The 18,273-nt window shown below is 43.4% G+C and carries 16 protein-coding genes; 6 read left to right on the top strand and 10 right to left on the bottom strand.

Features of this window, described 5'->3' with window-relative positions; translation table 11 throughout:
* Nucleotides 1-275 precede the first annotated feature (275 nt).
* From creD to MTO98_RS05385, 4 genes are all read left to right on the top strand, one after another.
* Nucleotides 276-1,610, top strand: a complete 1,335-nt coding sequence (creD, locus tag MTO98_RS05400; RefSeq protein ID WP_243485590.1) for a cell envelope integrity protein CreD — start codon at nt 276-278, stop codon at nt 1,608-1,610.
* 335 nt (nt 1,611-1,945) lie between these two features.
* A complete protein-coding gene (rlmD, locus tag MTO98_RS05395; protein WP_243485589.1) occupies nt 1,946-3,352 on the top strand; it encodes a 23S rRNA (uracil(1939)-C(5))-methyltransferase RlmD in 1,407 nt (468 codons plus the stop codon).
* A gap of 192 nt (nt 3,353-3,544) precedes the next feature.
* Complete coding sequence (locus tag MTO98_RS05390) at nt 3,545-3,940, top strand: hypothetical protein (protein WP_243485588.1); 396 nt, start codon at nt 3,545-3,547, stop codon at nt 3,938-3,940.
* Between the two features lie 84 nt (nt 3,941-4,024).
* The gene (locus MTO98_RS05385; protein WP_243485587.1) at nt 4,025-4,537 is read left to right on the top strand and encodes a phosphoribosyltransferase family protein; all 513 of its coding nucleotides are present in this window, start codon (nt 4,025-4,027) and stop codon (nt 4,535-4,537) included.
* A 115-nt stretch (nt 4,538-4,652) separates the two neighbouring features.
* Here MTO98_RS05385 and MTO98_RS05380 read toward each other — a convergent pair whose 3' ends face one another.
* The 4 genes from MTO98_RS05380 to MTO98_RS05365 form a co-directional block, all read right to left on the bottom strand.
* Nucleotides 4,653-5,156 (bottom strand): shikimate kinase, encoded by a 504-nt coding sequence (locus tag MTO98_RS05380; protein WP_243485586.1) that lies wholly within the window; start codon nt 5,154-5,156, stop codon nt 4,653-4,655.
* Nucleotides 5,157-5,166: 10 nt separating this feature from the next.
* Nucleotides 5,167-6,225 (bottom strand): ABC transporter permease, encoded by a 1,059-nt coding sequence (locus tag MTO98_RS05375; RefSeq protein ID WP_243485585.1) that lies wholly within the window; start codon nt 6,223-6,225, stop codon nt 5,167-5,169.
* Nucleotides 6,226-6,229: 4 nt separating this feature from the next.
* A complete protein-coding gene (locus MTO98_RS05370; RefSeq protein ID WP_243485584.1) occupies nt 6,230-7,393 on the bottom strand; it encodes a BT_3928 family protein in 1,164 nt (387 codons plus the stop codon).
* Between the two features lie 66 nt (nt 7,394-7,459).
* The gene (locus tag MTO98_RS05365) at nt 7,460-7,951 is read right to left on the bottom strand and encodes a DUF1599 domain-containing protein (protein ID WP_243485583.1); all 492 of its coding nucleotides are present in this window, start codon (nt 7,949-7,951) and stop codon (nt 7,460-7,462) included.
* A gap of 168 nt (nt 7,952-8,119) precedes the next feature.
* Here MTO98_RS05365 and folP point away from each other — a divergent pair, with 168 nt between their 5' ends.
* The gene (gene folP, locus MTO98_RS05360; protein ID WP_243487917.1) at nt 8,120-8,998 is read left to right on the top strand and encodes a dihydropteroate synthase; all 879 of its coding nucleotides are present in this window, start codon (nt 8,120-8,122) and stop codon (nt 8,996-8,998) included.
* Between the two features lie 232 nt (nt 8,999-9,230).
* On the opposite strand, the gene MTO98_RS05355 is transcribed toward folP, so the two are convergent.
* The 3 genes from MTO98_RS05355 to recJ form a co-directional block, all read right to left on the bottom strand.
* On the bottom strand, nt 9,231-10,754 hold the full coding sequence (locus tag MTO98_RS05355; RefSeq protein ID WP_243485582.1) for a GH3 auxin-responsive promoter family protein: 1,524 nt from the start codon (nt 10,752-10,754) through the stop codon (nt 9,231-9,233).
* A gap of 7 nt (nt 10,755-10,761) precedes the next feature.
* A complete protein-coding gene (lptB, locus tag MTO98_RS05350) occupies nt 10,762-11,502 on the bottom strand; it encodes an LPS export ABC transporter ATP-binding protein (RefSeq protein ID WP_243485581.1) in 741 nt (246 codons plus the stop codon).
* A gap of 157 nt (nt 11,503-11,659) precedes the next feature.
* The gene (gene recJ / locus MTO98_RS05345; RefSeq protein ID WP_243485580.1) at nt 11,660-13,357 is read right to left on the bottom strand and encodes a single-stranded-DNA-specific exonuclease RecJ; all 1,698 of its coding nucleotides are present in this window, start codon (nt 13,355-13,357) and stop codon (nt 11,660-11,662) included.
* A gap of 82 nt (nt 13,358-13,439) precedes the next feature.
* Between recJ and MTO98_RS05340 the strand changes: the two genes are divergently transcribed.
* Nucleotides 13,440-14,210 carry an MBL fold metallo-hydrolase gene (locus tag MTO98_RS05340; RefSeq protein WP_243485579.1) on the top strand — a complete coding sequence of 257 codons (771 nt, stop codon included), beginning with the start codon at nt 13,440-13,442 and terminating at the stop codon, nt 14,208-14,210.
* On the opposite strand, the gene MTO98_RS05335 is transcribed toward MTO98_RS05340, so the two are convergent.
* The 3 genes from MTO98_RS05335 to gcvP all read right to left on the bottom strand — a co-directional run bounded on the left by MTO98_RS05335 (nt 14,207) and on the right by gcvP (nt 18,152).
* Nucleotides 14,207-14,626, bottom strand: coding sequence for a response regulator (locus MTO98_RS05335; RefSeq protein WP_243485578.1), 420 nt, complete (start codon nt 14,624-14,626; stop codon nt 14,207-14,209). The genes MTO98_RS05340 and MTO98_RS05335 overlap by 4 nt on opposite strands.
* 202 nt (nt 14,627-14,828) lie before the next feature.
* Complete coding sequence (locus tag MTO98_RS05330; protein ID WP_243485577.1) at nt 14,829-15,203, bottom strand: antibiotic biosynthesis monooxygenase; 375 nt, start codon at nt 15,201-15,203, stop codon at nt 14,829-14,831.
* 57 nt (nt 15,204-15,260) lie between these two features.
* Nucleotides 15,261-18,152: an aminomethyl-transferring glycine dehydrogenase gene (gcvP, locus tag MTO98_RS05325; RefSeq protein ID WP_243485576.1), complete on the bottom strand. Its 2,892-nt coding sequence runs from the start codon at nt 18,150-18,152 to the stop codon at nt 15,261-15,263.
* Between the last annotated feature and the right edge of the window lie 121 nt (nt 18,153-18,273).

Below are 18,273 nucleotides of genomic sequence, written 5' to 3'. Positions count from 1 at the left end.
GAAAGGACTGCCGGGCTTTAGCCCAAACCCAAGCGATATTTTGGCTAAACCTCTTGTCTTTAGCATTACTCCGTTGACTGAAGTCAGCGGCAATGAATTTATTTAATAGTTATCTGAATGGCTTTCAAACAGCTTCTAACTATTCTGAGTTAAAATTTACTTATTTAACTTTTAAATACAAAGTACTTTATATTATCTTTGTCACGGGCTTAAACAAAAGCCTTTCTTTTTATCCACAAACTTTGAAATACAAAGTACTTTATATCTAAACAATCATGATAGAGGAACAATCACCCAAACAAACAACTTTAGGCTGGCTCAAGGAATCAGCAACTTTTAAATTGATCTTTATCGGCATATTGGTGCTGTTATTACTTATTCCATCATCCCTCGTTCAAAACCTGATCACTGAGCGCTCTGGCCGGCAGGATGAAGTGATCAAAGAAGTTTCCGATAACTGGTCTGCCAGCCAGGTTATCAAAGGTCCAGTATTGGTTATTCCCTATAAAAAACAGGTAAAATTTACAGATACCGTTACAAAAGAGGTTATTGAAAATCTTTACATCCTGCCCGAAAGCTTACATATTAATGCAGATTTAAGTACGCAAATACTACACAGGGGAATATTTGACGTTGCTGTTTATAATACCCATGTGAAAGTACGTGGCACTTTCGGTGTTATTAATACTAATAATATGGGGATAGCCATGAGTCAGCTTTTGTTAAACACGGCAAGGTTTGAGCTTGGCGTAGGTGATTTGAAAGGGCTAAAAACCAACCCTATTTTAAAAACTAATAATCAAACACTAAATATCGAACCCTCGTTCGGTGGCGAATCCCTATTTAGCGACGGACTGCAATCGAAAGTTGATCTATCTACCGCAAATAGTACCCAAATACCGTTTGAGTATGACCTTGATCTAAAAGGAAGCGAGGAATTAAGCTTTTTGCAACTCGGAAAATCTACTGATGTACAGGTACATGGCAATTGGAGCAGCCCAAATTTTGAGGGTAGCCATCTGCCAGACGAACGCAAAGTTGGCAGCAATGGTTTCAGCGCCAGTTGGCATCTCCTGAATTACAACAGGCAATTGCCACAGCAATGGGTAGGAAAACCAAGCAATCAGAACAACAAATTAGAGTCAAACCCGTTCGGCGTAAAACTTCGCCTCCCGGTTGATCAGTACCAGAAAACCATGCGTACCAGCAAGTATGCCATATTTATCATACTGCTCACTTTCATCTCTCTATTTTTAACCGAAGTTATCCGCAAACAGCCGATACATATGTTCAATTACATATTGATAGGTGCGGCTATGGTTATTTACTACACATTGCTGCTATCGTTTTCGGAGCAGGTTGGTTACAATATGGCTTACCTCATTGCATCTGTATCAACCATCGCGCTGATATCCGTATTTATATCATCACTATTGAAAAACCGAAAGGCAGCTATACTGTTCGCCTTTATTTTATCGGTGTTTTACGCATTCATCTTTGTGATCATTCAACTGGAAGACCTCGCCTTAATGGTTGGTAGTATCGCCCTGTTCATCATCATAGCGGTGTTAATGTATTTCTCCCGCAAAATAAACTGGGATAAAAATTAATTATCACCTAAGCTAAGCGGCAAAGATTTCGGAAATCTTTGCCGCTTGATAAATATACCTTATACCGATTTGGTTTTTAGTTTAAAATTTACTATGTTAGCATAGTAAATTTTTATTTTATGAGCCGCGAACTAACAGACTTTTCCGACCTGATTGATGAGCAATTTGAGATAGAAGAAGATATCGACACCACTGACATGGTTAAATATCTGCTAAGCTTATTTGTTTAAAAATCCTGTTTAAATATCGTAACGCCTTTAAAAGGCGAACGGCTTTCTTTTGCTTCTTCCCTCCCATTTTCAGGATTAAATAAATACGGTTAACTTTGCAGCCTGATGAGTAAAGCTAACAAACCAAAGTTTTTTGAGAACGTACAGATCATTGACATTGCCGAAGAGGGCAAAGGCGTAGGCAAGGCTGATGATTTTGTTCTTTTTGTAGATAAGGCCGTACCCGGCGATATTGCCGATGTACAAGTGTACCGGAGTAAAAAAAACTTCGGCGAGGGTAAGATCACCGAATTAAAACAAGCTTCAGAATACCGTACTGAGGCATTTTGCGAGCACTTCGGCACCTGCGGGGGTTGTAAGTGGCAGCATATGACCTACGAAGCCCAGCTCAAATTCAAACAAAAATCGGTTGTTGATGCATTAAGCCGTTTGGCTAAGATCAATGTTGACGGTATTATGCCTATTGTACCTTCTCCAGCCGACAGGTATTACCGCAATAAGCTTGAGTTCACTTTCTCCAACAAACGCTGGCTTTACGACGGTGAAAACAAGGAAGATGGTACCCTGAACATGAATGCCCTGGGTTTTCACATACCCGGCCGCTTTGACAAGATATTGGATGTAAACCATTGCTACCTGCAGGCGGAACCATCCAACAGTCTACGTAACGAGATCCGTGATTTTACCATACAGCAGGGCTATACTTATTACGATCTGCGTAACCACAGCGGCATGCTCCGCAATTTGATCGTGCGCACCTCATCAACCGGCGAGATCATGGTGATCGTGGTTTTTGCTTATGCTGAGCAAGACGAGATCAATAAACTGATGAGCCATGTTGATGCCCGTTTCCCGGAGATCACCTCATTGCTCTATATTGAAAACCAGAAAAAGAACGATACCATATTTGACCAGGATGTTGTTGCCTTTAAAGGGCCGGAATATATCCACGAAGAAATGAACGGTATTAAATTCCGCATCGGGCCAAAATCATTTTATCAAACCAACTCAATCCAGGCTTTGCGCCTGTATGAAATAACCCGTGATTTTGCCGGCTTTAATGGCGATGAACTGGTATATGACCTTTATACCGGTGCAGGCACCATTGCCAACTTTGTGGCCGGGCATGTGCGTCAAGTAGTTGGCGTGGAGTATGTACCAACAGCCATTGAAGATGCCAAAGTAAACTCTGCCATCAATAATATCACCAACACCAAGTTTTACGCCGGCGACATGAAGGACGTACTGGTAGCCGATTTTGTGGCCGAACACGGCAAACCGGATGTGATCATAACAGATCCGCCGCGTGCAGGCATGCACCCGGATGTTGTGGCCCGCCTTATGGAAATTGAAGCACCTAAAATTGTTTATGTAAGCTGCAACGCCGCCACCCAGGCCCGCGATCTGCTGGTATTAAAAGAGAAATACGATACCGTAAAGACCCAGCCGGTGGATATGTTCCCGCATACACAACACGTGGAGAATGTGGTGTTACTTGTTTTGAGAGATTAGAGGTTGGAGATAAGAGGTTAGTTGTGTTTGGCTTATGGTTCATGGTTAATAGTTCATAGCCGAAGCCTCATCAGCGAAATCAACATAATCAAAAAACATCAACGGTCAAAATCGGTGTAATCATCCAAGAATCGGTGTAATCACAAAACAAAAAAATCAACGAAATCATCGTAATCAAAAAAATCAACGGTCATGAACCCTGAAGAACTGCTTAACGAAGGAAATGAACGCAATAAACCGGCGGCTGATAGTCCGCTGATAAGTTTGGAGCGCGATTTGAAATATTTTAACGAATCAATTAAAGAAGTATCTGAGGAGATCATGAACGAAGGTCTTTCCTCTTACCCTATTTTTATTGCCCACCAGCATGAGTTAAGTATTGGTGAGCTGATACTTGACCGGCATGATCTAAACTCCGAATGGAGCATCCATGCTTCTACGCTGGAAGAATTTGTGGAACGTGACGTTATAAAACCTGTATTAAAGGAACGTTTTATCAAAAGTTACAAAGATCCGTACGAATATATGTGTGTATTTGTTGTAGTGCCCGAAGGTGCAAACTTTGTGTACTTTCCGTACGTGAAATAATTATTGAAAGTTAAAAACTGCAGGGTTGCTTGTATGAACGTTACTTGTATATTTACCACAGTTTAGCCAACATTAGAACACAACATGTCTGAAAAAAAGCTTCTCATATTAAACAAGCAACAGATCCAGCAAAAGCTCGACAGGATGGCCTACCAGATACTGGAGGATAATTTTGACGAGGAAGAAATATTAATAGCCGGTATCCTGCCGCGCGGCAATCACATTGCCGAACGTCTGAAAACCATACTTGACGGCATTTCCCCTTTTAAAAGTCGCCTGCTTACCATCGAACTTGAAAAACAAAGCAGCAGCCTGAGCGCCAAGATTGATTTTGAGGTTGAAGAATGCAGCAACAAAGTTGTGATACTGGTTGATGACGTATTGAACAGCGGCAAAACACTTGCCTATGGCTTTGGTGTATTTTTAGATGTTCCGCTTAAAAAACTCCGTACCGCGGTATTGGTGGACCGTAACCATAAAAGTTTCCCTATCACAACTGACTTTGCCGGTGTCGCCCTATCAACTGTTATTAAAGAGCATGTTGACGTGGTACTTGATGAACAAGATGGTGAAGAGGATGCTGTTTACTTGAGGTAAACAGATAAATACAAAACTCATGTCATTGCGAGCGCAGCGTGGCAATCGCATACTATACAGGGTGGACCTGCTTACGTGCGATTGCCACGCTGCGCTCGCAATTGACATAGGGAGATTATTGTACTCCCAACGCCTCCTCCAACTTCTCAACCGACATATCTATCCCTTCAACAATATTGCTTGCCTGCAGGTAGAAACTTTCACGTTCGGCCAGCTTACCGGTGATAAATTCAACCAGTTCTTCGCCTTTTTTACCTTGCAATACTGGTCGTATAGTTTTACTGTTTTCCAGCCTATCTGCCAGTGTTTTGGGTGATAGTTTTATATACAGGGTTTTACCGTTGGCATTCATCCAATCCATATGATCAAAAAAGCAGGGTAAACCACCGCCTGTTGATACCACGGTGTTTTCATGATATTCGGTTTCCTTCAGCACCTGCGATTCCAGCTTGCGGAAGGCGTCCTCGCCAAAAGATGAAAAATATTCGGCAATGCTCATGCCTGCTTTGGCTTCGAGCACATGGTCAAGGTCAATAAATTCGTAGCCCCATTTGGCGGCCAGTTTGCGGCTCCAGGTTGTTTTGCCACAACCCATAAAACCCACAATAAAATATTTCATATAAATTCTTTCAGCTTAATTTTACCCGTGGATCTATCCACACGTAAATAATATCAACCAGGATACTGATCACCACAAATATAAACGCGATAAACAATATAGAGCCCATCACTACCGGAAAATCCGACATTTCCAACGCATCAACTGTAGCTTTTCCTAATCCGTTGTAACCAAAAATGTATTCCACAAAAAAAGAGCCTGCCAGCAGCGAGGCAAACCAGTTGGCAATAGCGGTAATTACCGGGTTCATGGCGTTCTTTAACGCATGGCGGTAAATGATAGTTCGGTTACTTAATCCTTTTGCTTTGGCAGTCCGGATATAATCCTGCCCCAAAACATCAAGCATAGCATTACGGGTAAGCTGTACAATGATAGCCAACGGCCGCAAGCCTAAAGTAATTACAGGCAATACCAGGTTTTTGAGTGTGATCACCTCACCCTTAAAGGGATCATAACTATATAAACTGCCCGACATGTTTAAATGCGTATAATTACTCAACACAAAGCCAAAAATCCAGGCAATGATAATCCCCGCAAAAAACGATGGGGCAGAAATGCCAAGTGTTGAGAAACTCAATGCCAGCTTATCGATCCAGGTATCTTTGTTCACCGCGCTCGCCACACCCAAAAACACACCGATAATAATAGCGAAGATCATGGCTGCTGCAGCAAGCACCAACGTATTAGGGATCACCTCCATCAACAACGAGGCAACATCCTTACGGGTTTGGTATGAGCGTCTTAAATAAGGCCATTTCAGCGCCAGCACTTTACTTTTACTCACCGCGAATAGCTTTACATAGCCATAGCGCTGCTGCTCATCCGCAGTATTGAGGTGGATGCCCAAAGGTGACAGATCATTCAGGTAATAGGCAAACTGCACAGGTACGGGTTTATCCAGCCCAAACTCTTTACGCACAGCCTGTAACGATTGCACATCGGCACGTTGCCCCTGGGTCATGCGGGCCGGGTCGACCGGCAGGATATTGAACAGAAAAAAGACAACAAACACCACCCCCAGCATTACTGCCAGCCCGTATACCAATTTGCGGAGCAGGTAGGGGATCATTTTGTTATTTCTGTAAGTACTCTTTTACGATATCCTCATACTTAGGCACCGAATGATAATGCCATTTATTAATCACTGTACCATTCTTGATCAGCAACACACCCGGATTGGAACGTACCATTGATTTCAGCGGAACACCATCAGCATAAAAGATCTCGCTGATCAATTTATGCTCTTTGGCAAACGCTTTGGCATCTGCAGCCGAATTTGAGGTAAGCAATATGGTGCGGATGTTATAGTTATCAGTAAGGTTTATCGCCAGCGCGTTTAAGCGGTTAATGGCATCCTTATCTGTTTCGCTTAAGTCATAGGCAACGATGAACAGGCTATAGAAAGGGCTCGAAAGTAATTCCTTCGTATAATCGTTACGCTGTGCATCCTGAATAGCGAGGTCGCGAATTTTAGGCTCGTACCCTTTTTTAACCAAACGATTTTCCGGATCACCGACAACTTCCCAATTGGCATCCTTCCAGATATTGGTTTTAAGGTATTCCTTATCGTTCATCACCTTGGTAGCCCCTGTCTTTTTGTTTTTGAGGTGATAAGTCAACTCAAATTCATCAAGCGGTGCACCCGGCGGGATCTTCATCTCATCTGGCAGGTTAGCGCCTATTTTGTACGGAAGAAAATCAATAACCGGCGAAAAGTTATAGGTGTACACACCAAATCCCACTGAAACAACGGCAGCACCGATAAGCCATTTATCACCTACTTTAGCACTAAACAAAGGATTGATCTGTTTACGCTTAACAAACAAGATCAGCACCAAAGCCAGCAAAACCATATCCTTACTAAACGACTGCCATGGCGTTAAGGGAATAGCATCGCCAAAGCAACCACAAGTTTGCACCACCTTAAAAAAGGCCGAATAGAAAGTGAGGAAGCCAAAAAAGATGATCAGCAGCAACAATCCCCAGGCAACCTTAACAGCCCTTGCGCCAATAAGCAATGCAAAGCCCAACAGCATTTCAAGCGCACAAAGCACAATAGCCATGGTAAGCGCCAGTCCATTAAGGAATGTAATATGAAATACCTCAAAATACTCTACCAGCTTGTACGAAAAACCAAGCGGGTCATTAGCCTTGATCGCTCCCGAAAATATAAACAGTAAGCCCACCAATAAGCGGGGAATCCATATAACAGCACTGTTTGATGATGTATTTTTCATAAGCCCCTTTTAAATCTTCTCCGCCAACCGGCAGATGGACTTAATTTTTATAATTAATAAAGAGTTTTATTTACCGTGATGAATGTTAAGCTTGATAAGCGCGAACACAGCATAGTTCAGCATATCCTGGTAATTAGCTTTAACCCCTTCCGATGCTTCGGTAAGGCCTTTATTATCTTCTATCTGTTTTACGCGGAGCAGCTTCATCAATATCAGGTCGGTCAATGAACTGATCCGCATATCGCGCCAGGCCTCGCCATAGTCGTGATTTTTAGCAAACATCAACTCTTTGGTTTCGTTCACTTTCTCGTCAAACATCTGGCTTACATGATCGGGGTTAAGCTCGGTCGACATTTCGGGTCCGCACTCCAGCTGCATCATAGCAATCACACAATAGTTAACAATACCGATGTATTCGCCGGTGATATCGTCGCCTACTTTTGATACTTTCTTTTCTTCGAGGGTACGGATGCGTTGAGCTTTAATAAAAATCTGGTCGGTGATGGATTGCGGGCGGAGGATACGCCATGCGGTGCCGTAATCGCGGGTCTTTTTCATGAAAAGGCCTTTACATATATTAATTACGCCTTCGTATTCTGCTGCTGTATTAGTCAAAGGTTGATCTGTTTGAATGTTATGAACTTTAAAAGTTGTAGGGTTATGAAGCCCGTGCCTGCAAAGTTAATTAACTTTACCGCATTAAAACTTTACAACAAGCAACTAACCGTGGCTAAAGATACATTTTTCAGTAAAAAAGTTACACTCAACGCGGGCGGCCGGCTTATCGATCTGTCATCGCCAAAAGTAATGGGGATCATTAACATTACCCCCGATTCTTTTTTTGCCGATAGCCGCAAACCAAGTGTTGATGAGGCTTTACTTCAAGCACAAAAAATGCTGGCTGATGGGGCAACATTTCTTGATATTGGTGCTTACTCGTCCCGTCCCGGAGCAATTGATATTTCAGCACAGGAAGAAACAGACAGGTTATTACCTATTGTTGAAGCCATTGCCGAGGCATTCCCAAAAGCCATTATGTCGATAGATACTTTCCGCGCCGGTGTTGCGGAAGCTGCCATTAAAGGAGGTGCACATATCATTAACGATATTTCGGGTGGTATGCTGGATGAAGATATGTTTGCCACAGTTGCCCGGTTAAATGTGCCTTACATATTAATGCATATGAAAGGCACTCCGCAAACGATGAACCAACTGGCCGAATATGATGATGTATTTAGCGAAGTGTTTGATTATTTTATATCGAAATACAGCGAGTTAAAACGGCTTGGTGTACATGATGTGATCCTTGATCCTGGCTTCGGTTTTGCAAAAAAAGCGGAGCATAGCTATGAGTTAATGAGCCGGATGAATGAGTTTGATCTGCTGGGTCTGCCTGTACTTGCCGGCATCTCCCGTAAAAGGATGATCTATGGTTTGTTGGGTAATACTTCTGCTGAAGCATTGAATGGTACTACTGCGTTGAATACCATTGCGCTGATGAAAGGGGCGAATATTTTAAGGGTGCATGATGTGAAAGAGGCTGTGGAGGCGGTAAAGATTTGGGAGGCTTGTCGTGGGGTGGCCAGAGCAGGCAATAACGACTGATATTTAATAAAAACATGTCATTGCGAGCGATAGCGCGGCAATCTCGTAGCTATGCTTAGCGGCTTTGCATATCTCACAGGCATAACGACGAGATTGCCACGTCGCCCCAATGCTTCTATCCATGCTGCTCCTCGCAATGACATAGATTTTAATTTTCAGGTTTTGTATAGCTGCTCGATCCACCCAAGCAACTTTATATTTCTCTTGCTTCTTAAATCTTGCAGTCCTGATTCTAATTCCCCACCAACTCCATCATCTTCAAAATAGCATCCACATATTCCCTATCATTAGCCAAACGTGGCACTTTATGCTGTCCACCCAGCTTACCCTTCTCTCTCATCCAATTAAAGAAAGTGCCATCCGGCGCACGACGAACTATTGGACGACGTAGCGCCAGATCTTTAAAACGCTTAGCATCATAGTCGGAATTAATGCGGCGCAGGGTTTCATCAAGCAGGTCAACAAAACGTTCAAATTCGGCAGGTTTTTTTTCGAACTCAATGATCCATTCGTGGGCACCGCATTCATCACCATTAAAATAAACAGGGGCTGCGGTATATTCCCTGATAATGGCACCGGTTTGTGTACAGGCCTCTTCCAATGCACGCTCGGCATTGTCGATGATCACTTCCTCGCCAAAAGCGTTGATAAAATGTTTTGTGCGACCGGTGATCTGGATCCGGAACGGCGAAAGCGAAGAAAACTTAATAGTATCCCCTATCATATAGCGCCACAGCCCGGCATTAGTTGATATGATAAGCGCATAGTTTTTGTTCAGCTCTACCTCATCAAGAGTAAGCGTTTCAGGATTTTCATCATGCAGATTTTCGAGTGGTAAAAACTCATAAAAAATACCATAGTCAAGCATCAATAGCATATCACCGGGCTCTTTGGTATCCTGTATGCCGAAGAAACCTTCTGATGCATTATAATTTTCGAGGTAATACATTTCCTCGTTCGGGATCAGTTTTTTAAACTGCTCGCGGTAAGGTGTAAAGTTCACGGCTCCATGAAAATACATCTCCAGGTTGGGCCATACTTCCAGCAGGTTATTTTTACCGGTGATCTCCAGAATGCGTTTAAACAGCACCAAGTTCCAGGTGGGTACACCGCTGATGCTGGTAACATTTACATCCTTAGTGGCATGCGCTATTTTCTCAATCTTTTCCTCAAAGTTTTCGAGCAGGGCAATATCCAGGTGCGGTGTACGGTGAAACTCTGCCCACATGGGCAGGTTTTTCATGATCACTGCCGAAAGATCGCCAAATGAAGTATCCTGGCTTAGCTGACTGATCTGGTGACTCCCCCCAAGCGTTAATATCTTCCCCGTAAACATGCGGGGGTTGGGCTGGTTATTGAAATAGATGGTTAGCAGGTCTTTCCCGCCTTTAAAATGGCATTCCTCAAGTGCCTCTTCGCTTACCGGAATAAATTTGCTCCTATCGCTGGTGGTACCTGATGATTTGGCAAACCAGCGGATCTCTGATGGCCAAAGCACATTTTTTTCGCCTTTGAGCATGCGCTCTATGTAAGGCTTCAGCGTATCGTAGTTTTGAATCGGAACCCGCTCCTTAAACTGGCTCAGGTTTTCGATACTTTTATAATGGTATTTTTTACCCCACTCCGTGTTTTCAGCAACCGATACCAGTTGTTCAAACCATTCTTCCTGCACTTCATTCGGGTACTTCATAAAAAGCTCTATCTGGTGGATACGCTTTTTCATGAACCAGGTAAATACGGAGTTAAAGAGGGTCATAGGACTATTATTGAGGAAAAACCTTTCTTTTCAGCACAAAGTTTGCCCCAAGATACACTTTCCTCACCATTTCATTCTCGGCCAAAACCTCGGGCACGCCTGATTCTAATATTTTACCTTCAAAAAGCAGGTAAGCGCGATCTGTGATCGACAGCGTTTCCTGCACGTTGTGGTCGGTTATTAAGATGCCGATATTCCGCGTACGCAACTTCGCCACCATCGCCTGGATCTCTTCAACCGCAATAGGGTCAACACCGGCAAAAGGCTCATCAAGCAGGATAAAATTTGGCTCGGCAGCCAGCGCACGGGCAATCTCGGTACGGCGGCGTTCTCCACCCGATAGCAGGTCGCCACGGTTTCTGCGCACCTTGTGCAAGCTAAACTCGTCTATCAGTTCTTCCAGTTTATCTCTTTGCTTATCCTTCGACATGTTGCCCATTTCGAGCACTGCCTTGATATTGTCTTCAACCGAAAGTTTCCTGAACACTGATGCCTCCTGCGCCAGGTAGCCTATCCCCTTTTGGGCGCGGCGGTACATCGGGTCCTGGGTTATGTTTTCATCATCCAGGTGTATAGTACCTTCGTTAGGCTTTATCAAGCCTACAATCATATAAAACGATGTAGTTTTACCGGCACCATTAGGCCCCAGCAAACCAACAATTTCGCCCTGCGCCACATCAAACGATACATCGTTTACAACGGTACGCTGCTTGTATTTCTTAACTAAATTATCTGCTCTTAGTATCATTATTTTACCGGGATTACACCGATTGTTTATTTTGATTTCACCGATTATTTTTAACCGTTGATTCTTTTGATTTCGCTGATAAAAACTTTCAACTATGAACTATGATCCATGAACTACAGGCCAACCCAACTAATCTCCAATCACTAACCTCTAATCACTAAAACCGTATCCCCTTCACGTTTAATTGTATCGTTCTTCTTTCGCGCCAAACGTTTTCCTCTATCGAGTAGCACATTTCAAACGGCATGCCCTGTTTTAATTGTTCCAGGTATTGACCATGGTTAAAGGCTATGCAATCAAATACTGCCGAATCTTCCTGCATTACGCTCATTTTGATGTGTGAGCCGCCTACCAAACCGGCATTACCACTAACATACACATTTTTGCTTATGAAAACAGGGGCCATATTTTCAGGGCCGAAAGGCGCAAACTGATTCAAGATCCTGAAAAATTTCGCTTCTATCTGGCTTAAACGTAATTCGGCATCAATTTGTATTTGCTGAATCAATTGTTCCGGTTTTATGGTGGAGCTTACCACTTCTTCAAACTTTTCAATAAAAGCTTCCAGGTTTTCGGGGGCCATGGTTAGACCTGCGGCATACTTATGCCCGCCAAACTGGATCAGCAGATCTTTACAACCACAAAGGGCCTCATACAGGTCATACCCCAAAACAGAGCGCGCCGAACCGGCCACATGTCCGTTTGAGCGGGTGAGCACTATGGTAGGGCGATAATATTTCTCGGTAAGGCGCGATGCTACAATGCCTATAACGCCTTTATGCCAGCCTTCATTAAATACCACGGTTGATTTACGGGCAATCAATACCTCATCATTGTCAATCATACCCAGCGCTTCGTCGGTGATGCTCAGGTCATGCCCTTTTCGCTCAGTATTACGCACGTTGATCATCGCACTTTTTTCTTTGGCAGCGTCTTTATCTGTAGCAATCAGCAATTCAACCGCATGCTTGGCATCGTCTATCCTGCCGGCTGCGTTGATCCGCGGCCCGAGCAAAAACACTACATCCGATATGGTATACGTGCTATTGCGGCCCGCTATCTCCATTAATGCTTTAACTCCAATACAAGGATCGGTATTTATTTTTTGCAGACCGAAGTGCGCTAATACCCTGTTTTCGCCATTGATGTGAACAATATCGCAGGCAATGCTGATCACCACCAGGTCGAGATAGCAGTTAACTTCTTCAACCGGAATATTGTTCTTTTCGGCATAAGCCTGGATCAGCTTAAAACCAATGCCACAGCCGGATAACTCTTTGTATGGATATTCACAATCTTCGCGTTTGGGGTCAAGTACTGCCACCGCTGCCGGGATCGACGCTCCCGGTAAGTGGTGATCACAGATGATAAAGTCGATAGCCCTTTCATTGGCATAGTCAATTTTATCAATCGATTTAATCCCGCAATCGAGCGCTATGATCAGGGTAATACCTTGCTCGGCAGCGTAGTCAATCCCCTGTGTTGAGATCCCATAACCTTCTTTATAGCGGTCGGGGATGTAATACTCAATATTATTATAAAGCTTTTTGAAGAAACTATAAGTCAGCGCAACAGCTGTAGTCCCGTCCACATCATAATCACCGTAGATCATGATCTTTTCCTCGGCTGCCATAGCTTGCTCAATGCGGAGGATAGCCTTTTCCATATCCTTCATCAGGAATGGATCATGCAGGTGCCGGTGATCTGGCCTGAAAAAGTAACGGGCATCCTCAAAAGTGGTGATACCGCGCTGCACAAGCATGGCGCTTAAAACGGTATCGATATTGAGTTCGGCGGCTAATTTTATTACATCATCATGGTTTGTATTATCCTTTAGCGCCCAACGTTTATTCATATCTTTGCAGCTTGAAACAGTAAATATACTTATGCTCTGTTAAAGAGCCAAAGTTACTTCAAAATCTGATACTACGTTTACTATGGAATTTTTTGCTTTAGGTGAGGGCTCTTATTCGGTTGATGCAACCAAGAAATTTATCCCGTTCAACCCGGAAACTGACAACCCGAAAGATCGTCCGGCTTCGTTGTTCATTCACGTTAACCCCTTCCTCATCAAAACTAAAACGGATTTGATAGTATTGGATACAGGTCTCGGTTTTAAAGATACCCGTGATGAACTGATGCTGCACCAGAACATCCGCAACGCGGGCTTTGATCCGGATGACGTTACCTTGGTAATGATGTCGCATTTGCATTATGACCACTCCGGCGGTTTGGTAGTTGAGCGTAACGGTAAATTAGTACCCAGCTTTCCTGAGGCCGAGCACGTGATCAATAAACAGGAATGGGAATTTGGCATCAGCGGTAAGGGTTCATCATACCACGTTGAAATATTTGAAGCCCTACGGGCAAGCGCAAAGATCACTTTTATTGAAGGCAACGGCGAGTTTAAACCAGGCATCAGGTATGAACACTCTGGTGGTCATTGCCCTGCACACCAGGTGTTTTGGTTTGATATAGAGGGCGAAAAAGTATTTTTTGGCGGTGATGAGCTTCCCGAACCCGAGCAGCTGCTAAGAAAGTTCATAGCCAAGTATGACATGGACGGCCGCAAGGCCATGATGCTACGTGAAGAATATGGTAAAAAGGCCGCCGCCGAAGGCTGGAAATGCCTGTTTTACCACTCCAAATCGTTTGCTATCGGAACGGTAGAAACAGAAGGCGAACATTTTAAAGTTAAGCCTGTTTAGTTTTCTGTAGCTACCTCAAAAAGTTCTTTTATTTTTTCAACGTTAAGCGGCTTGGAAATAAAATCCTTCACTAAGGGATATGAACGTGCCTTATTGATATCGTTGCTAAAAACAGATGAGGAAATAATATAGATCTTGCTTTTGCCCAGGGGATCAAGGTTGAGGCGCTTATACTCATCCAAAAATTCCCAGCCGTTCATGATGGGCATATTAATATCAAGTAAAATATAATCGGGCAGTTTATTAGGATCTTTACGCTGAATATCAGAAAGTTGCTCTATAGCATATTTCCCATTCAGACAAGCCATAATTTCGGTATTGAGTAAAGCTTTCTTTATCAGTTTTATGGAGATGAAGTTATTTATTTCGTCATCATCAACCAGCAATACACTAATGGCTTTATTGTTAATGTTCATATTTATAATTTAAGCGCTCCCTCTTTATACGAGGCCACAATTTAAAAAGTTATATTCCTTTTAGTTGTAAATACTAAAAATAATATCTGTCACAAACTCAATCAAATAACCCGTTCTATGGCATTTTATTTGATTTTGAAAAATAAATAAAGTTCCTATAAACCAAAATTAAAGGCAAAAACTAACCGTTGAATATTATACTTTAAAAAGTATAGTCATGCTCAACCCTGCAAATACGTACCATATAATTCCGATACCATTTATCGCGCCCCTGCCGCTGGGCAAACAGATGACGGGCGTTAGCTTTCCAGTTTTTAATCGCCTCTTCCGATTGCCAATAAGACACCGTTATTCCAACATCGTTGCGGGCCGATTCAACGCCCAGGAAACCTTCCTGTTTCCGTGCCAGCTCTTCCATTTCAGCAGCCATATCCCCGTAACCATCATCACCCGGGGTGCGCACCGAGGTAAATATTACTGCATAATACGGCGTTGGCGGTGTTTTGGCAATGAGTCCCTCCAAATCCCCCATAAACCGGGAAACTTTTGAATTACGTTCAAAATTATCTGAATTCATATTTTAATAATTTACATAAAACAAAAACCCCCGCTTTGGGCGGGGGCTTAATGAAGATTATTCTATCACGCTTTCTTCAAACTCGTACTCTTCTAACGGAGGGCATGAGCAGATCAGCGTTCTATCGCCGTATGTGTCATTAACCCTGCCCACCGATGGCCAGAATTTGTTGGCGGCTACGTAAGGCAACGGAAATGCCGCTTTTTGGCGGGTATATGGATGCTCCCACTCGTTACCTGTAATTACGGCTACGGTATGAGGTGCATTTTTTAACGGGTTGTTTATTTTGTCAGACAGGCCGTCAACCACATCAGCAATTTCATGACGGATAGAGATCATGGCATCGCAAAAACGGTCAAGCTCGTGCTTTGGTTCTGATTCTGTTGGCTCAATCATCACAGTACCAGCTACAGGGAAAGATACAGTTGGCGCATGGAAACCATAGTCCATTAAGCGTTTGGCTATATCAGTTACCTCAATACCTGCCGATTTAAATGAGCGGCAATCCAAAATCATTTCATGCGCACAACGGCCATTGGCACCTGTGTATAACACCGGGTAATGTTCTTTGAGCCTTGTTTTAATGTAGTTGGCATTCAGTATGGCGTAACGGGTAGCGTTAGTCAAACCTTCGGCACCCATCATTGCTATATAAGCGTGTGATATGATCAGGATAGAAGCCGAACCCCATGGTGCTGCTGAAACCGCATGGATTGATTTTCCTTTATCGATATCAACCACAGCGTGACCTGGTAAATAAGGCACCAGGTGTTTTGCAACACCGATAGGCCCCATGCCCGGACCGCCACCGCCGTGAGGGATACAGAATGTTTTATGCAGGTTAAGGTGGCAAACGTCGGCACCGATATTGGCGGGGCTTGTTAAACCAACCTGCGCGTTCATGTTGGCACCGTCCATATAAACCTGGCCACCATTTTCATGGATGATCTCGCAAATTTCGATGATGCTTTCTTCAAATACACCATGGGTTGACGGGTAAGTAACCATCAAACATGAAAGTTCGTTTTTATATTGCTCGGCTTTGGCGCGCATATCGGCAACGTCGATATTACCGTTATCATCGCATTTAACCACCACGATCTTCATGCCGGCCATTGCTGCAGATGCAGGGTTGGTACCGTGTGCCGATGAAGGGATCAAAGCAATATTGCGGTGGGCATCGCCCCTGTCAAGGTGATAAGCGCGGATAACCATTAAACCTGCATATTCGCCCTGAGCACCTGCATTTGGCTGCAGGCTCATAGCTGCAAAACCGGTAATTTCGCTTAACCAGTTATTGATCTCGTCAAACAATTGCATGTAACCACCAACCTGGTCGGTTGGGGCAAATGGGTGAATTTTACTGAACTCGGCCCAGGTAACAGGTACCATTTCGGTGGTAGCGTTTAGTTTCATAGTACATGAACCTAAAGCTATCATTGAATGACATAAAGAAAGGTCTTTTGCCTCTAATGATTTGATGTAACGCAGCATCTCATGTTCAGACCGGTGGGTATTGAACAAGCTATGTGTTAAGTAAGCCGAAGTACGCTGAAGCGCTGTAGGGATAACAGTTTCAAGACCTGCATTAATGCCGTCAAAATCAACATCATTAAGGGTTTTGCCTTTTACTTTAGCAAAGAACCTCACAATGGTTTTGATATCCTCAACCGAAGTTGTTTCATCAACAGATATAGTAACAACCGAACCTTCATAGTTCAGGTTCATTTCATTATTTAAAGCCTCAGAATGAATTGGGCCTGCCAAATGGGCTACATCAAATTTAACGGTATCGAAATATGATTCGTTAAGCTGTTCGTAACCCAGCTGCCCTAAAGTTTTAGCTAATAATACAGCTAATCCGTGAATCCTTTCGGCAATTAACTTAATACCATCCGGGCCATGATATACTGCATACATACCAGCCATGATAGCCAATAGTGCCTGTGCGGTACAAATATTTGAAGTTGCTTTATCGCGGCGGATGTGCTGCTCGCGGGTTTGAAGCGCCATACGCAGCGCATAGTTATTAGCACTATCAATAGTAACACCAATAATACGGCCCGGGATTGAGCGTTTGTATTCCTCTTTAGTTGCAAAGAAAGCAGCATGCGGGCCGCCAAAGCCCATAGGCACTCCAAAACGCTGTGACGAACCAACAACAATGTCGGCCCCCCACTCGCCCGGAGGCGTTAACAGGGCAAGGCTCATAATATCAGCAACAACTGTAAGCTTAATGCCTTTTTCATGCCCTTTTGCGGCAAAATCGGCGTAGTTGTAAACTGCGCCGTCGCCTGCAGGGTATTGTACAATAGCACCAAACATATCGTCGGTCAATTCAACGGTACGGTGGTCGCCTATTCTTAGTTCAATGCCATAAGGCTCTGAACGGGTTTTTAATATATCAATAGTTTGCGGGAACAACTCTTCAGAAACGAAGAAAACCTTGGTGTTGTTATTTTTACGCAAAGTGTATTGCATAAACATAGCTTCGGCAGCAGCAGTACCTTCGTCAAGCAGTGAAGCATTGGCAATTTCCATACCGGTAAGATCAATGATCATGGTTTGGAAGTTTAACAAAGCCTGCAAACGGCCCTGTGCAATTTCGGCCTGGTACGGAGTGTATTGCGTATACCATCCGGGGTTTTCAAGAATGTTACGCTGAATTACCCCAGGTACAATTACATCATAGTAACCTTTGCCAATAAACGACTTGAAAACTTTGTTTTTTGAAGCAGTTTGCTTTAAGGTGTTCAGGTAATCAAACTCGCTTTTTGCTGCGGGCAGGTTAAGCGGTTTTGCAAGCCTGATCTTTTGCGGTATTGTTTGCCCTATTAATTCATCAAGCGTACTTACACCGATGGTTTTTAACATTTTGGCCGTGTCGGCCTCACTTGGAGCAATGTGCCTCGACTGAAACTGCTCCTGATAGGTTGTATTCAACTTCATGAATTAATCGTCCCTCTTAAATTTACCGCAAAGGTACGATTTTACAAATTGAGTAACAATTAGCTAATATGATATTGACAATGCATTTACAGGAAAAAAATGTATTTTGGCTCGTGAATAC

This window comes from Mucilaginibacter sp. SMC90 (assembly GCF_022811725.1).
Classification (GTDB): domain Bacteria; phylum Bacteroidota; class Bacteroidia; order Sphingobacteriales; family Sphingobacteriaceae; genus Mucilaginibacter.
This window is presented reverse-complemented; position numbering and strand designations above follow the sequence as displayed.

Bases quoted from the DNA above. Each gene is read 5' to 3' on its own strand.
- MTO98_RS05380 (WP_243485586.1), bottom strand. From the start codon at position 5,156: ATGAAATATTTTATTGTGGGTTTTATGGGTTGTGGCAAAACAACCTGG.
- MTO98_RS05385 (WP_243485587.1), top strand. From the start codon at position 4,025: ATGTCTGAAAAAAAGCTTCTCATATTAAACAAGCAACAGATCCAGCAA.
- MTO98_RS05355 (WP_243485582.1), bottom strand. From the start codon at position 10,754: ATGACCCTCTTTAACTCCGTATTTACCTGGTTCATGAAAAAGCGTATC.
- creD (WP_243485590.1), top strand. From the start codon at position 276: ATGATAGAGGAACAATCACCCAAACAAACAACTTTAGGCTGGCTCAAG.
- MTO98_RS05335 (WP_243485578.1), bottom strand. From the start codon at position 14,626: ATGAACATTAACAATAAAGCCATTAGTGTATTGCTGGTTGATGATGAC.
- rlmD (WP_243485589.1), top strand. From the start codon at position 1,946: ATGAGTAAAGCTAACAAACCAAAGTTTTTTGAGAACGTACAGATCATT.
- MTO98_RS05390 (WP_243485588.1), top strand. From the start codon at position 3,545: ATGAACCCTGAAGAACTGCTTAACGAAGGAAATGAACGCAATAAACCG.
- MTO98_RS05370 (WP_243485584.1), bottom strand. From the start codon at position 7,393: ATGAAAAATACATCATCAAACAGTGCTGTTATATGGATTCCCCGCTTA.
- gcvP (WP_243485576.1), bottom strand. From the start codon at position 18,152: ATGAAGTTGAATACAACCTATCAGGAGCAGTTTCAGTCGAGGCACATT.
- MTO98_RS05330 (WP_243485577.1), bottom strand. From the start codon at position 15,203: ATGAATTCAGATAATTTTGAACGTAATTCAAAAGTTTCCCGGTTTATG.
- lptB (WP_243485581.1), bottom strand. From the start codon at position 11,502: ATGATACTAAGAGCAGATAATTTAGTTAAGAAATACAAGCAGCGTACC.
- recJ (WP_243485580.1), bottom strand. From the start codon at position 13,357: ATGAATAAACGTTGGGCGCTAAAGGATAATACAAACCATGATGATGTA.
- MTO98_RS05365 (WP_243485583.1), bottom strand. From the start codon at position 7,951: ATGAAAAAGACCCGCGATTACGGCACCGCATGGCGTATCCTCCGCCCG.
- MTO98_RS05340 (WP_243485579.1), top strand. From the start codon at position 13,440: ATGGAATTTTTTGCTTTAGGTGAGGGCTCTTATTCGGTTGATGCAACC.
- MTO98_RS05375 (WP_243485585.1), bottom strand. From the start codon at position 6,225: ATGATCCCCTACCTGCTCCGCAAATTGGTATACGGGCTGGCAGTAATG.